Annotated in this window: 12 protein-coding genes; 8 read left to right on the forward strand and 4 right to left on the reverse strand. The window is 58.4% G+C overall.

The window, feature by feature from the left end; all coding sequences use genetic code 11:
* The first annotated feature begins 1 nt into the window (after position 1).
* The 7 genes from AC3WTM_RS06935 to AC3WTM_RS06965 all read left to right on the forward strand — a co-directional run bounded on the left by AC3WTM_RS06935 (position 2) and on the right by AC3WTM_RS06965 (position 10,365).
* Positions 2-391, forward strand: a complete 390-nt coding sequence (locus AC3WTM_RS06935; protein WP_057713835.1) for a phage holin family protein — start codon at positions 2-4, stop codon at positions 389-391.
* The gene (locus AC3WTM_RS06940) at positions 388-732 is read left to right on the forward strand and encodes a hypothetical protein (RefSeq protein WP_102672532.1); all 345 of its coding nucleotides are present in this window, start codon (positions 388-390) and stop codon (positions 730-732) included. Before AC3WTM_RS06935 ends, AC3WTM_RS06940 begins: the two co-directional genes overlap by 4 nt.
* Before the next feature lie 216 nt (positions 733-948).
* A complete protein-coding gene (locus AC3WTM_RS06945; protein WP_008049102.1) occupies positions 949-2,277 on the forward strand; it encodes a deoxyguanosinetriphosphate triphosphohydrolase in 1,329 nt (442 codons plus the stop codon).
* Positions 2,278-2,455: 178 nt separating this feature from the next.
* The gene (locus AC3WTM_RS06950) at positions 2,456-2,848 is read left to right on the forward strand and encodes a response regulator (protein ID WP_102672533.1); all 393 of its coding nucleotides are present in this window, start codon (positions 2,456-2,458) and stop codon (positions 2,846-2,848) included.
* Positions 2,849-3,093: 245 nt separating this feature from the next.
* A complete protein-coding gene (locus AC3WTM_RS06955; RefSeq protein WP_057713831.1) occupies positions 3,094-3,720 on the forward strand; it encodes a response regulator transcription factor in 627 nt (208 codons plus the stop codon).
* A gap of 8 nt (positions 3,721-3,728) precedes the next feature.
* On the forward strand, positions 3,729-7,370 hold the full coding sequence (locus tag AC3WTM_RS06960) for a transporter substrate-binding domain-containing protein (RefSeq protein WP_102672534.1): 3,642 nt from the start codon (positions 3,729-3,731) through the stop codon (positions 7,368-7,370).
* Between the two features lie 49 nt (positions 7,371-7,419).
* Positions 7,420-10,365: an HD domain-containing phosphohydrolase gene (locus tag AC3WTM_RS06965; RefSeq protein ID WP_102672535.1), complete on the forward strand. Its 2,946-nt coding sequence runs from the start codon at positions 7,420-7,422 to the stop codon at positions 10,363-10,365.
* Here AC3WTM_RS06965 and AC3WTM_RS06970 read toward each other — a convergent pair whose 3' ends face one another.
* The gene (locus tag AC3WTM_RS06970; protein WP_102672536.1) at positions 10,366-10,848 is read right to left on the reverse strand and encodes a GAF domain-containing protein; all 483 of its coding nucleotides are present in this window, start codon (positions 10,846-10,848) and stop codon (positions 10,366-10,368) included.
* On the reverse strand, positions 10,845-11,735 hold the full coding sequence (locus tag AC3WTM_RS06975; RefSeq protein ID WP_102672537.1) for an ATP-binding protein: 891 nt from the start codon (positions 11,733-11,735) through the stop codon (positions 10,845-10,847). Before AC3WTM_RS06975 ends, AC3WTM_RS06970 begins: the two co-directional genes overlap by 4 nt.
* Before the next feature lie 123 nt (positions 11,736-11,858).
* Here AC3WTM_RS06975 and AC3WTM_RS06980 point away from each other — a divergent pair, with 123 nt between their 5' ends.
* Complete coding sequence (locus tag AC3WTM_RS06980; protein ID WP_102672538.1) at positions 11,859-14,222, forward strand: hybrid sensor histidine kinase/response regulator; 2,364 nt, start codon at positions 11,859-11,861, stop codon at positions 14,220-14,222.
* On the opposite strand, the gene AC3WTM_RS06985 is transcribed toward AC3WTM_RS06980, so the two are convergent.
* Together AC3WTM_RS06985 and AC3WTM_RS06990 are read right to left on the reverse strand one after the other, a co-directional pair.
* Positions 14,206-14,667 carry a MarR family winged helix-turn-helix transcriptional regulator gene (locus tag AC3WTM_RS06985; protein ID WP_102672539.1) on the reverse strand — a complete coding sequence of 154 codons (462 nt, stop codon included), beginning with the start codon at positions 14,665-14,667 and terminating at the stop codon, positions 14,206-14,208. The genes AC3WTM_RS06980 and AC3WTM_RS06985 overlap by 17 nt on opposite strands.
* Complete coding sequence (locus tag AC3WTM_RS06990; protein WP_102672540.1) at positions 14,664-15,149, reverse strand: glutathione peroxidase; 486 nt, start codon at positions 15,147-15,149, stop codon at positions 14,664-14,666. The genes AC3WTM_RS06985 and AC3WTM_RS06990 overlap by 4 nt, the downstream gene beginning before the upstream one ends.
* Positions 15,150-15,219 lie beyond the last annotated feature (70 nt).

Raw genomic sequence — 15,219 nt, forward strand, 5'->3', positions numbered from 1 at the left:
TATGTCGATCGGCGAATCCGGCCCGTCCGTGACGGGAACAAGCTCCTCATCGCGGCGCCTGGGTGCTGCCTTCCTTGGGTTGCTGCACAGCCATGTCGAGCTGTTCGGCATCGAACTGCAGGAACAAAAAGCCCGCACCGTCAGCCTCTTGCTGTTTGCGGGCCTGGCGCTGGTGTTTGCGTTGCTGCTGTTGGTGGGGCTGTCGACGCTGGTGCTTATCGTGTTCTGGGACACGTATCGCCTGACCGCCATCATTGGGCTCTGTGTGTTCTACTCCCTCGCCGCGATATTCTGTGGAATGCGTTTGAGAGCGGCGATTTTCGATGAGTCCTCGCCCTTCCATGGCACTCTGGAAGAGTTGGCCAACGATCGGGAGCGCCTGCTGCCATGAACCTGCCTGAATTGCCACAAAACAGCTCACGCACGGAAATGCGCAAGGCCCTGATCCGCCTGCGCATGGAAATGCACCGCCAGGAAATCCGCCACGAATCCTCGCAACTGCTGCAGCCCTTGCAACGGGTGCGCGGGATGACGCAAAACCTGCAGGACAGCTTCGGCATCAAGCACGCTCCACTCTGGGGCGTGGCCGCCGTCACCTTGCTGGGCTTTCTGACCGGCAAGGGTGCGAAAAACGGGGGCGGCCTCAGCAGTCTGACCCGGCTGATCCGCCTCGGCACCACACTGGGGCCGCTGATCAAACTGATCATGCAGGGCTCTTCGCGCAGAGACTGATCAGTTTCTTTCTGGCTGCATGCTTGCAAAGTCGACGGGATGCGCTCCTCTATCGAGGGGTGCAATCCTGTGCGCCTACCCGGTCAACAGGCACCCTCCAGAAAATGATCTTGCAAGGAGACCTCGATATCAACGCCACCGGGTTGTAGTTCCGCTTGCAGGTCATGGCGCGAAACGGGAAGCTAGGCCATCAGACACCTGACGGAGTGACCCGCCTTGGATTGGCATACCCTGCTTACTCGCGAACGCCTCGGAAAACCTTTGCACAGCCCAGAAGAACTCGGCCGCAGCCCTTTTCACAAAGACCACGACCGCATCATTTTCTCGGGAGCTTTCCGCCGTCTCGGACGCAAGACCCAGGTCCATCCGGTGTCCAGCAACGATCACATTCATACGCGCCTGACCCACTCGCTGGAAGTCAGTTGTGTGGGTCGCTCACTGGGCATGCGCGTCGGCGAAACCATCCGCAGGACCCTGCCCGAATGGTGCGAACCCAGCGACCTGGGGATGGTAGTGCAATCGGCCTGCCTGGCACACGACATCGGCAACCCGCCGTTCGGCCATTCCGGTGAAGACGCGATCCGCCATTGGTTCCAGCAAGCTGCCGGCCGTGGCTGGCTGGATGCAATGAGTGAAGCCGAGCGCAATGACTTCCTGAATTTCGAAGGCAATGCCCAAGGCTTTCGGGTACTCACCCAACTTGAGTATCACCAGTTCGACGGCGGCACCCGCCTGACCTATGCAACGCTGGGCACGTACCTGAAGTATCCATGGACGGCCAGGCACGCCGACTCGCTGGGCTACAAGAAACACAAGTTCGGCTGTTATCAGAGCGAGCTGCCACTGCTGGAGCAGATCGCCCATAAACTCGGCCTGCCACAACTGGAGGAGCAGCGCTGGGCGCGGCACCCGCTGGTGTACCTGATGGAGGCTGCCGACGACATCTGCTATGCGCTGATCGACCTGGAAGACGGCCTGGAAATGGAGTTGCTGGAATACGCCGAAGTCGAATCCCTTCTGTTAGGCCTGGTGGGCGATGACTTGCCGGAGACCTATCGCCAGCTCGGTCCCGACGATTCGCGCCGACGCAAACTGGCTATCCTGCGCGGTAAAGCCATCGAGCACTTGACCAATGCTGCGGCCCGCGCCTTCGTCGAGCAACAGGATGCGCTGCTGGCCGGTACACTGCCCGGCGATCTGGTGGAACACATGCACGGTCCCGCCAAGCGTTGCGTGCTCAATGCCAAGGACATGGCCCGCAAGAAAATCTTCCAGGACAAGCGCAAGACCCTGCATGAGATCGGCGCTTACACCACACTGGAAATTCTGCTCAACGCCTTTTGCGGTGCCGCGCTGGAGCAGCACAATGGGCGTACGCCGTCGTTCAAGAGCCGCCGCATCCTTGACCTGCTGGGCAACAATGCACCCGACCCTCACGGTCCGTTGCACACTTCGTTTTTGCGCATGATTGATTTCATCGCCGGCATGACCGACAGCTATGCCAGTGACATGGCCTTGGAAATGACCGGCCGCGCCAGCCACTGAGATATATCGATCGATCAGCCATTACGGCATTCGTTATGGCTGATACCCCCTTCAGCATCCAACTGCACTCAAGTTTCGTCGAATTGCCCTACAGCACATGTCGAGCAAACTGATCGCTTGCCCGGTACTCTCGCGAAACAATCGCCCTCCCTTCCGTTCGACAGATGAAGTGCGCGCCATGGCCGAAGACGAACTACGCATCCTCGTGGTGGAAGACCATCCCTTCCAACTGATAGCCACTCAATGCCTGCTGGAAAGTTATGGCTTCTCCCGGCTGACGACCACCGACAGCGCCAAAGGCGCCCTGCATCAACTGCTCGGGGCCGACCAACCGTTCGACATCCTTTTATGCGATCAATGCCTGCCCGACCTGACGGGACTCGATCTGGTCCGGTTCGCCAGCCAACGAGGGTTGATCAGGCAGGCGATCATTCTCAGTAGCCTGACGACATCTGAACTGGATGAGCTTGAAAAAACAGCCTCTGAACAGGGGCTGCCATTATTGGGTTACTTGATAAAGCCACTGAAACAATCTGAATTTAGAGATTTGTTGACCTCAACACCACTATAGAAAAAAACATATAAAAACGGACAACCACACATTGAAAATCTTACAAACAACTTCCATTTAAAGCACACCCGCATATTGGATTTCTTTCAGCCTTCCTAATAAGAAACCTAGTTAATACGTAGTCCCATTCTTTTTCATTTGTAGGATTTCTCCTATATTGCTGCTACAGACTGGTCAGTTCATGCGTCCCTCTAAGTATCTGAGCTATGGTGCGCGCTTTATTTGAGCTCGCATGGGACTTGATTATGAACTCCGTTTTTATTGTCGACGATCACCCGGTTATCCGCCTTGCCGTTCGAATGCTACTGGAACATGAAGGTTACAAAGTCGTCGGCGAAACTGACAATGGGGTCGATGCCATGCAGATGGTTCGCGAATGCATGCCTGACCTGGTCATTCTCGACATCAGCATTCCAAAACTGGATGGCCTGGAAGTACTATCCCGATTCAATGCAATGAGCACCCCTCTTAAAACTCTGGTACTGACAGCACAATGCCCGACACTTTTCGGTATTCGTTGCATGCAATCGGGTGCATCGGGCTATGTCTGCAAACAAGAGGACATCAGTGAACTGGTCAGCGCCATAAAAGCGGTATTTGCAGGTTACAACTATTTTCCGAGCGAGGCCTTGAACCCCATCCGCGGAGATGAAACACGCTGCATGGAACTGGAACTGTTCAAATCCGTAAACGACCGGGAACTGATGGTCCTGCAACTTTTTGCCCAAGGCCGCACAAACAAGGAAATCGCCAAGGGCATGTTTCTGAGCAACAAGACCGTGAGCACCTACAAAAAGCGCCTCATGCAGAAACTCAAAGCCAAATCCCTGGTTGAACTGATCGAGATGGCAAAACGTAACGCACTCGTGTGAGAACCTGGATGCCCAGACGTTTGAAGGTCTATCTGATTCAATTGACCGCAGGTCTATGCGTGAGCACCTCGTTGTTCGGGGCACAGGGCAGCGAAAACTACATGCTGCTCAGCCGCTCGAAGGTCGGAGCGCTGGAGGTTCGGCTGGATGAATCCCAGCGACAATGGATAAAACAAAAAAACCAACTGACGCTCGGTACGTCGGCCCCGGACTATCCCCCATTCGACCTGACCACCAGTGGTCAGGACTATGAAGGTTTTACCGCCGATTACGCCGGTATCCTGGAAAAAGTAACCGGTCTGCCCGTCACGGTTCAGCGTTTCGACTCCCGAGGGGCCGCGATCACTGCACTGGAAAATGGCGAAGTCGATCTGCTCGGTACCGCCAATGGATTCGAAGCTGGCAACGCCGACATTGCACTGTCCATACCCTATGCAGTCGACCAACCCGTATTGGTCACCCGCGAAGGAGAAACACGATCCCTCACCGATGGCCTGGCCGGATTGCGCCTGAGCATGGTGTATCACTACTTGCCGCTGGCGGAAGTCAAGGCGTTGTATCCGAAGGCAATCATCACGTCCTATCCGTCCTACCAGAATGCGATCAATGCCGTTGCTTTCGATCAGGCAGACGTGTTTCTCGGTGACACCATTTCAACTCACTACATGATCAACAAGGGGTACCTGAACAACATCCGCATGGCCAACTTCGGCAAACATGAAGCCTTTGGTTTCAGCTTCGCCGTCAATCGGAACAACCCTGAACTGCTCGGCATCATCAACGCGATGATCACGGCCATCCCCTCCAGTGAACGAGAAAACATCGCCAAACGCTGGAGCGCCGGTAGCGACATTCTGCTGACCGATCAAAAGCTGCAACTCACTGACCGCGAAGAACGCTGGCTGAGCCACCACCCGGTTGTGCGCGTTGTCGTCAACGAAGCCTTTGCACCACTGACATTTTTCGATAGCAATGGCAATTTTCGCGGGGTCACCGCAGATTTGCTTGAGCTTATCAGGCTGCGTACCGGCTTGCGCTTCGATATCCGGAGCAGTCGAAGCGATGACGAGATGATCAAACAGATCAAGGACAACAAGGTGGATGTGATCGCCGCGTTGCTCCCCAGTGCCGAGCGTCAAACCCAGCTGAACTTTACCCGCCCCTTTCTGGAAAATTCCTACGTCCTGCTGACCCGCAAGGCCGCCGACAGCTCGACCAACCTCGCGCAGTTAGAGGACAAGCGCCTGGCCATTGCCCGCGGCAATCCAATCATGGATTACCTGCGCAGAGAGTTTCCCCGAATCAATTTGATCGAGACCCCGGATTCCTTCAGCGCCGTGGAGTTACTCGCCGAAGGCCAGGCAGAGGGCGCGGTGAACTCACTGGTCATTGCCAATTACTTTATTTCTTCGCGGCTGTTCGAGCACACATTGCAAATCAGCACCACCATCGGCACCGAGCAGGCAGCTTTTTCCCTTGCCACCGCTCGGGGCGCCAAAGAGCTGAACGCCATTCTCGACAAGGCATTGCTGAGCATCTCGCCAGAAGAACTGGGCATCATCAACAGTCGCTGGCGCGGCTATTCGGCGTCCTCGCAAAGCACATGGCGCAACTATCAAAGACTGTTCTACCAAATCGTCATCGGTGCCGGCGTGCTATTGCTGATTTCCATTGCGTGGAACGATTACATGCGACGCCAGATCAAGCAGCGCAAGGCCGCCGAGCGTGCGCTGAACGACCAGTTCGAGTTTATGCGATCGCTGGTCAATGGCACGCCCCATCCGATCTACGTACGTGATCGCCAGGGGCTGCTGCAAAGTTGCAACGACAGTTACCTGCAAGCGTTCTGCGCCCGGCGTGAAGATGTCATTGGCAAAAGCGTCATGCAGGGATCGATGAGCAATGTGTTCGAAGCCCGGGAGTACCAGGCCGACTACCAGCGCGTGGTGGCCGAGGGCAGACCGTTGATCGTCGATCGCGAGCTGCACATTGGTGGCCGGCGACTGACGATCTATCACTGGATTCTTCCCTATCGGGATTCCAGCGCAAAAGTGCAAGGCATTATCGGTGGCTGGATCGACATCAGCGAACGGCGGCAACTGCTCGATGATCTGCGTTGCGCAAAAGAACGCGCCGATAATGCCAACCGGGCCAAAAGCACGTTTCTGGCCACGATGAGCCATGAGATCCGCACGCCGATGAATGCAATCATCGGCATGCTTGAACTGACACTCAAGCGTCTTGATCATCAGCACCCGGAGCGTCCGGCCATCGATGTCGCGTACAACTCGGCGAAAGGGTTGCTGGAATTGATCGGCGACATCCTCGACATCGCCAGAATCGAATCAGGACGCTTGAGCCTGACTCCGGAGCGGGTTGATCCGGGTGAACTTGTGACCTCGGTCGTCCGGATTTTCGAAGGTCTGGCCCGACAGAAGGAACTCGAGCTGGTGCTGGAGTTTTCATCGGCAACCCCGAGCTTCGATGTGTTGCTGGACCCATTGCGCTTCAAACAAGTGCTGTCCAACCTGATCAGCAATGCCATCAAGTTTACCGAGCAAGGCCAGGTCAGGGTCATTGTCGACCTGCACCCGGCAACGCAACCCGAGCATGTGCAGATGCGAGTGCAGGTTCACGACAGTGGTATCGGGATCAGCGAACAGGATCAACAACGCCTGTTCGAACCTTTCGCTCAGGCCGACCACGCCATGCAATCGGCCAGGGGAGGCGCAGGGCTGGGGCTAGTGATCAGCCGCAATCTCTGCGAGATGATGGGCGGCAGTCTGCAATTGCGCAGCGAGCAGGGCATCGGTACCCAAGTGGAGGTGTTGCTGCAGCTGGAAACGTTGCCGCGGCAACAATCGGCCCATGCAGTCGAAACCCAAGTCGTCGTCGCCACAACCCCATTGAATGTTCTGGTAGTCGACGACCACTCGGCCAATCGATTGCTCACGTGCCAGCAACTGGAGTTTCTTGGGCATCGATTTACCGTCGCCGCCGATGGACAGGAGGGATTGGAGGCATGGAAGGACCAGCCTTTTGATCTGGTGATCGCCGATTGCAACATGCCGGTCATGAACGGTTATGAGCTTGCCCGTGCCATCCGCCAGCATGAGCGACAACTCCATCGCCCCCCCTGCACCGTTCTCGGCTTTACCGCCAACGCCCAACCGGAAGAAATACAGCGCTGCAAACAGGCCGGCATGGACGACTGCCTGTTCAAACCCCTCAGCCTCGGAGCCTTGAGTCAATGGGTGCAAGGCATTGAACCAACCCATGTAGCCCCGGCGTTCAGCCTTCACGGGTTGAAACTGCTGACCGGGGGCAGCCCGATATTGAACCGACGATTGCTGAACGAGTTGGTGAACAGCAACCGCCAGGATCTGCCAACGCTGCTGTCGCTATCCAGCTCTGGGGATACACGAGCGCTGCAGGACATTGCCCACAAAATCAAAGGCGCAGCCCGGATAGTACAGGCCTCCCGCCTGATCGACCGCTGCGAGGCGCTCGAAGCCGCCTGCCACGAGGATTCCGATCGCGAAAAAGTGGCCGGATGCTGCAAATCCATGGAGCGCACCATGCTCGAACTGGAGGACGCATTGCTACGTCAGATCGAGCATTACGACGAAGGCAAAATGCCAGAGCCTTAACTATGCTTGGTCCCTCAGCGGTGTGTTGACCATCATGGAGAAACCCGCAATGCCTGACCCACTGCGCACGGATCCACGCCGGTTTCCACTGCATGTCCATATCAGCGTGATGTTCACCTTTTTGCTGTTGCTGACCGGAGCGGTGCTGGGGCTTTTCAACTACCGGCAAACCACACAGATCATCTTGTCCAGCAGCGAAAAACTCTTCAACCGCATTGAGCAGGATGTCCGCCTGGACCTGCACGCTACCTATGACCCTATTCGTCACCTGTTGAGCCTGCTGGCACTCAATCCGGCGGGCCAGTCCCCTGATCTGGAACAGCGCCTGGCACTGCTCGAACCGTTCAGCCAGTCACTCGAGGACAACCCCAACCTGGCTTCACTGTACCTGGGTTACGACAATGGTGACTTCTTCATGGTCCGCCCGCTGCGCACCCCGGAAGTCAAAGCCCTGGTCAAGGCTCCGGACATGGCGGTTTTCCAAGTCTGGAGCATCGAGCACGAGAGCAACGGCCAGCCCCGCTCCCAGTCGTTGTTTTTCGACCGGAACCTGGCAATTGTCAGCCGTCAGGACAACCTGAACGACACGTACGACCCACGCAACCGCGCCTGGTTTGCCAGCGCCCGCGGCAACAACGACCAGATCACGACCGAACCCTATATCTTCTTTTCCACCCACAACATCGGTACGACGCTGGCACGACGCAGCGGCGACAAGGCAATCCTGGCCGCCGACCTGACTTTGGCCGAGCTCAGCGCGACCCTGGCCAAGCACGTCGTGACCCCCAGTACCGAAATCGTACTGTTCGACGCCGAAGGCAATGCCATTGCCTACCCCGACAGCCGCAAGCTGATCATCGATGATCAGACGTCCCGCCTGGTCAAGGCGGCGGACCTGAGCCCCGTCCTGGACGCATTGCTCAACAGTCCGCCTCAGGGCAGTCGTCTGAACGCCGACGGCCGGCAGTGGATCGTGGCCCGCAGCAGCATGCAGGAAGGCGGCCCCCGAGGCCTGCAAATGGCGCTGCTGGTACCGGAAGACGAGTTGCTCGTCGACGCTTACCGGATGCGCTGGCAGGGTGCGCTCATTACCCTGGCAACCTTGCTGTTATGTGTGCCGCTGGGTTGGCTGACCTCAAGAATCCTCGTCAAACCCTTGCGCGCCCTTGTGCAGGAGGCCGATGCGATTCGCAGTTTCGATTTCAATTTTCCGCTTTCGCGTCGCTCGCCGGTGCTCGAAGTCGACCAGTTGAGTGTGTCGATGGCACGAATGAAAGACACTTTGGCGAGCTTTTTCCAGATCACTGACAGCCTCAGCGCCGAAACCCGTTTCGCCCCGCTGCTGGAACGGGTGTTGTTTGAAACAGTGAAAATCGGCCAGGCCCAGGCCGGCCTGATTTATCTACGCGAAGGTGATGGCGAGCACATGGAGCCCCACGGGCTGGTCATCAATAACACCGCCAAAAACCTGCAAGCCTTCGACATCCACGGACACTCACTCGAGAACCCGCAAAGCCCTCCATGGCTGCACCAGTTGGCCAACGTCGACAATGTCGTCAGCAACCTGGGGTTCGAGCAGGCGGGTGATCTGCAGAAAATCCTGCTCGCGCTGGAAAGTCCTCGGGTCCATCTGATCGGGATTCGCCTGCACAATCGCCACAACGAAACCGTGGGTCTGCTGGTGTTGCTCTTAGCCGACAGCGGTGAGCAGAGCGATCTGGACAAGCTGCGGCCGGACCGCATTGCGTTTCTCCAGGCGGTGTCCGGCGCGGCTGCCGTGTGCATCGAAAGCCAGCGCCTGCAAACCCGGCAAAAACAGCTGCTGGACGCCTTCATTCAACTGCTGGCCGGCGCCATCGACGCCAAAAGCCCCTACACCGGCGGCCATTGCCAGCGCGTGCCGGAACTGACCCTGATGCTCGCCCAAGCGGCGGCAGCGAGCCAGGAGCCCGCCTTCAGCGCCTATCAGCCGACCGAAGATGAATGGGAGGCACTGCACATCGCCGCCTGGCTGCACGATTGCGGCAAGGTCACCACCCCGGAATATGTCGTCGACAAAGCCACGAAGCTGGAAACCCTGACCGATCGTATCCACGAAATCCGTACCCGCTTCGAGGTACTCAAGTGCGATGCCTGGATCAGCTACTGGCGGGGCATTGCCCTGGGCGGTGATGAGCAACCGTTGGCGGAACTGCGCAATGCCAGCCTGGCCGGGCTTGATGATGATTTCGCCTTCGTTGCCCGCTGCAATCTCGGCGGCGAAGCCATGGCCGACGCTGACCTGCAACGCCTGCGTCGCCTGGCTGAACGAACCTGGACCCGGACCCTGGATGACCGGCTGGGCGTGTCCTGGGAAGAAAATCGGCGTCAGACCCGAACGCCCGCCCCCAGCCTGCCCGTCAGCGAACCGTTACTGGCGGACAAACCCGAGCACCTGTTCGAACGCAGCGAAAACGAAGCGATACCACAAGACAATCCCCTGGGCTTCAAGCTCGACGTTCCACCCCACAAATACAACCGGGGCGAGTTGTACAACCTGAGCGTTGTCCGGGGCACCCTGACAAGCGAGGAGCGTTATGTCATCAATAACCACATCGTTCAGACGATTCTGATGCTCAACCATCTGCCGTTCCCCGGGCATTTGCGCAGCGTCGCGGAAATAGCTGGCGGGCACCACGAAAAAATGGACGGCACCGGGTATCCGAAACGCTTGAAGCGAGAAGAAATGAGCTTGCCGGCGCGGATGATGGCGATTGCCGATATTTTCGAAGCGTTGACGGCCGCCGACCGCCCCTACAAAAAAGCCAAGACCTTGAGCGAGGCGCTGGGCATCATGGCGTTCATGTGCCGTGATGCCCACATCGACCCGGAGCTGTTCGGGCTGTTCATCAAGGCACAGGTCTATTTGCAGTACGCCAGGCGCTTCCTTGCCCCTGAGCAGATCGATGCGGTGGACGCGTCGGGCCTGCTGACCAAGGCCGGCCTGGCTTCTTGATCAGCAGTCAGTCAGGCGCAGGAAAATCGCCGCCAGCTGTTCGATTCCAGCCTGGTCCTGCGCGGTGAAACGCGCGAGTTTCGGACTGTCGAGGTCGAGTACACCGATCAATCGGCCGTCCTTGACCAACGGCACCACCAGTTCGCTGTTCGAGGCGCTGTCGCAGGCGATGTGACCGGGAAACGCGTGCACATCTTCGACTCGTTGAGTCTTCAGGGTGGCCGCCGCCGCCCCGCAAACGCCACGACCGAACGGAATCCGCACGCAAGCGATCTGCCCCTGAAACGGGCCCAGCACCAGTTCTTCATTACGGTTGAGGTAGAAACCGGCCCAGTTCAAATCATCGAGTTGATTGAACAGAAACGCCGAGAACTGTGCGGCATTGGCGATGAAATCCCGCTCGTCCGCAAGCAATGACTCCAGCTGCGCGTGTAGCATGCCGTAGCCTTCGAGGCCCTGGCCGCTCTTTTGTAAATCGATCATGCCTTGTGCTCCAACAGTTTCAGCCCGACCCAGTAACGGGCAAATTGATAGGCGCAACGCCCATTGCGGTTGCCTCGGCCGGTGGCCCAGCGTACCGCCAGAATGTCCAGATCTTCGGTGCGCTGCCACGCCAGTCCGGCCTTGCCGGCCAACTGGCCGATCCAGTGCTCGACGACGTCGAGGAAGTGTTCCTGGGTAAACGGATAGAACGACAGCCACAGGCCGAAGCGATCCGACAGTGCGATCTTGTCTTCCACCGCCTCGCTCGGATGCAGTTCGCCGTCGACCCGTTTCCAGTTTTCGTTGTCACTTTCCTTTTCCGGCACCAGGTGGCGACGGTTGGACGTGGCGTACAACAAAACGTTGTCCGGCGCCTGTTCCAACGAGCCATCAAGGACGCTCTTGAGCACTCGGTAATCCCCCTCGCCCGACTCGAACGAGAGATCATCGCAAAACAGCACGAAACGCTGGGGCAGTTTGCCGATCTGTTCGACCACCCGCGGCAGGTCTGCCAGGTGATCACGTTCAATCTCGATCAAGCGCAAACCGGCTTGAGCATGCTCGGCCAGCAAAGCGCGCACCAGCGACGACTTGCCGGTGCCGCGCGAACCCCAGAGCAAGGCATGGTTGGCCGGCATGCCGTCAAGGAATTGCCGGGTATTGCGCCCAAGCTGCTCGACTTGCCGGTCGACGCCGATCAGATCCGACAAACGCATGTCGAGGCTGACCTCCAGCGGCATCAGATAACCGCCGCGCGACTCACGCTGCCAGCGCGCGGCCAGGCATTGCGTCCAGTCGATGGCGGGTCGTGGCGCCGGCAGCAACGGCTCGATACGGGCCAGAACGGCATCGGCGCGTTCAAGAAAAGCATTCAATCGGGAATCCACGACTTCTCCTCGGGCACGTTCACAGTAATGATGGTGATACAGCGACGAAACACAGCGTCACACAAGCGGCTGCCCCCGCGGTACAGCCCTCGCGAGAACATCAGCAGACAGGCATGATCGACTATGCTTGAGCAGCGAAAGGAAACGGAAGTGGTTCACCCCCCCATGGACATCAAATTCACCAACCGGCTGTCATTCAAGCAAGCCCGGCTTACCGTGCTGGTCGGTTTCATTCTGGGCACGCTGCTCAGCCTGCTGCAAATAGGCATCGATTATGCCAGTGAAGACGCCTCCATCAATCGTGAAATCCTTTCATTGCTGGAAATCAGCCACAACCCGGCCTCGCGAATCGCCTACAACATCGACGCCGAACTCGCCAAGGAACTGACCCTGGGCCTGCTGCGCTCGCCAGCGATCATTAGCGCAAAGCTGATCGACAACAACGGCACCGTACTGGCCAACGTCAAGCGACCTGGTGTGGAAAACGGTTACCGGATGCTCAGTGACTTCCTGTTCGGCGCCAGCCGACAGTTCGAAGACCGGCTTTACCTGGATCATTTACCCAACGAATCCCTGGGTACGCTGCGGCTGAAAGTCGATACTTACGCCTTCGGCAACCGGTTCTTGCGCCGGGCCGAAGTGACCCTGCTCAATGGCTTCGCCCGCAGCCTGCTGCTGTCCGGCATCCTGCTGGCGCTGTTCTATGTGATGCTGACAAAACCTCTGGTGCGGGTCATCCGTGAACTCAGCGGTCGCGACCCGAGCAGCACCGAGCCGACTTCGCTGGAGTGTCCCGCCGGGCACGCCAACGATGAGATCGGCGTGTTGGTCAAGGTTGCCAACCAGCAATTCAGGAACATAGCCACCGAAATCCAGCAGCGGCGCAATGCGGAAAACCGCCTGACCGAATATCTTGGCCAACTGGAAAACATCGTCTCGGCCCGCACTGCCGAACTCAAGGCGATCAACGACCGGCTGAGCCAATCCAACGAGGAACTGGAAACCGCCCGCAGTACTGCCCTCGATATGGCCGAAGCCCGCTCGGTGTTCCTGGCCAACATGAGCCATGAAATCCGCACGCCCCTCAATGGCTTGCTCGGGATGATCGCGCTCTCGCTCGACGGACCGCTCAATGCTGAACAACAGCAGCAACTGTCGATCGCCCATGACTCGGGCAAAGTGCTGGTGGAATTGCTCAACGATATTCTCGATTTGTCGAAGTTCGATGCCGGCCAACTCGAACTCGAACACATCCCCTTCGACCTGGGTTCGCTGATCGAAGACACCGCCAACCTGTTATCGCAGAACGCCGCCCCCAGCGTCGAACTGACCTGCCTGATCGATCCGCATTTCCCGGCACTGGTGCTCGGCGATCCGACCCGGGTGCGGCAGATCGTCAGTAACCTGCTGTCCAACGCCCTCAAGTTCACCCGTTTCGGGCGGGTCGACGTGCGCCTCTCGACGTTCGGCGACGGCGTCAGGATCGAAGTCTGCGACACCGGCATCGGCATCCCTCAGGAGGCCCAGGTCAAGATCCTCCAGCCTTTCACCCAGGCCGGTGCCGGTATTACCCGTCAGTTTGGCGGTACCGGGCTGGGCCTAGCCCTGACCTACAATCTTTGCGAAGCCATGCAGGGGCGCCTGACCATCAGCTCCGAGGCGGGTTTTGGCAGCCAGTTCTGCGCAGACTTGCCATTGCCCAGTCATACCCGTGCAATGCCTGCTATTTCGCTCAAGGGCAAAGTCATTGCCATCACGGCCGCCAGCAGCGGACTGGGGGAACTGTTGAACAGCCTGTTGCCTGTCTGGGGACTGGACTATGAACGGCGTTCCATGGATGACCCATTGCTTGGCCTGTCAGCCGACGTGCTCATCACCGACTGCCCCGAATGCCTGTTCAGCTTGCGCCCCACCCTCAGCGCGCCGATCCTGCTGATCACCGCGTATGGCAACTTCATGCCCAGCGAAGAGGTCAACGCACTCGCCCCCTTGCAACAGCAGGCCCGCCCTTTGGCCCGCAGTATGCTACTTCAAACGTTGCGCAGGATCCTGCAACCGCAAACCCATCCGGTCAACGAGGCTCGGCTCGACACACAATGCCCGCAACGCCGCGGGCGCGTGCTGTTAGTGGAAGACAACCCGGTCAACCAGTTGGTGGCCAAGGGCATGCTCGGCAAACTCGGCTGCGAGGTCACCACCGCCGCTCATGGTGGCGAGGCACTGGATCAACTCGAGCAACGGGATTTCGACCTGGTGCTGATGGACTGCAATATGCCGGTAATGGATGGCTATGAAGCCAGCCGGCAAATCCGCCGCAGCGGACGCTGGCCCCAACTACCCATCGTTGCCCTGACGGCCAACGCCATGTCGGAGGAGCGTGAACGCTGTCGTGCCGCGGGTATGAGCGACTACCTGGCCAAACCCTTCCGGCGCGAAGAACTGGCCGCCCTGCTGGACCTGTGGATCCCCTCTATGACAGCGCCTTGATCTGCCCCAACAGGTGATCGAGGCCATCGCGCAATTCGTTGAGTCGATTCAGATCGACCCCGCTGTCGCACAACAGGCGCGCCCTGAGTGGCCCGACCTGTTCGCGCAAGGCCGTGCCGGCTGGCGACAGGCTCAGGTGTACTTCACGTTCATCGCGCGCCGAACGCTGACGCTGCACCAGTTGCAGTTGTTCCAGGCGCTTGAGCAAAGGTGTCAGCGTGCCGGAATCCAGGGCCAAACGCTCCCCCAATGCCTTGACGGTCGGTTGCTCTGGGGTCGCCTCCTGCCACTCCCATAAAACCAGCATCGCCAGGTACTGAGGGTAGGTCAGGCCCAACTGATCGAGCATTGGCTTGTAGCCGCGAATCACCGCCCGGGAAGCCGCGTACAGCTTGAAGCACAACTGGCTGTCGAGCTTCAGGGAATCGACCGGCAAGGTGTTCATTTGAGCAGGGCTTCGATATCGCGGGTCAGGTCCTGCGGCTTGGTCGCCGGAGCGAAGCGCTTGACCAGTTGCCCGTCCTTGCCGATCAGGAACTTGGTGAAGTTCCACTTGATGCCCTGGGAACCCAGCACCCCCGGTGCGCGCTTTTTCAGTTGCACGAACAGCGGATGGGCATCGGCACCATTGACGTCGATCTTTTTGAACAGCGGGAAGCTGACACCGAAGTTCAGCTCGCAGAACTCGGAGATCGCCCCCTCGCTGCCTGGCTCTTGCTTGCCGAACTGGTTGCAGGGAAAGCCGAGCACCACCAGGCCCTGGTCCTTGTAGGTCTGCCATAGCTCTTCCAGGCCTTTGTACTGCGGAGTGAAACCGCACTTGCTGGCCGTGTTGACCACCAGCACGGCCTTGCCGGCGAAATCCGCCAGAGTCTTTTGCTCACCCTTGATCGTGGTGCAAGGAATGCTCAGCAGGTTGTCGCTCATGTTTGAGGTTCCGATTGAATGGAAGAGACAACAAAATAGCGAGCAATTGAATTGCGTGCAATTTAAATTA

Source organism: Pseudomonas sp. EU05-FHT14B02, from assembly GCF_058791055.1.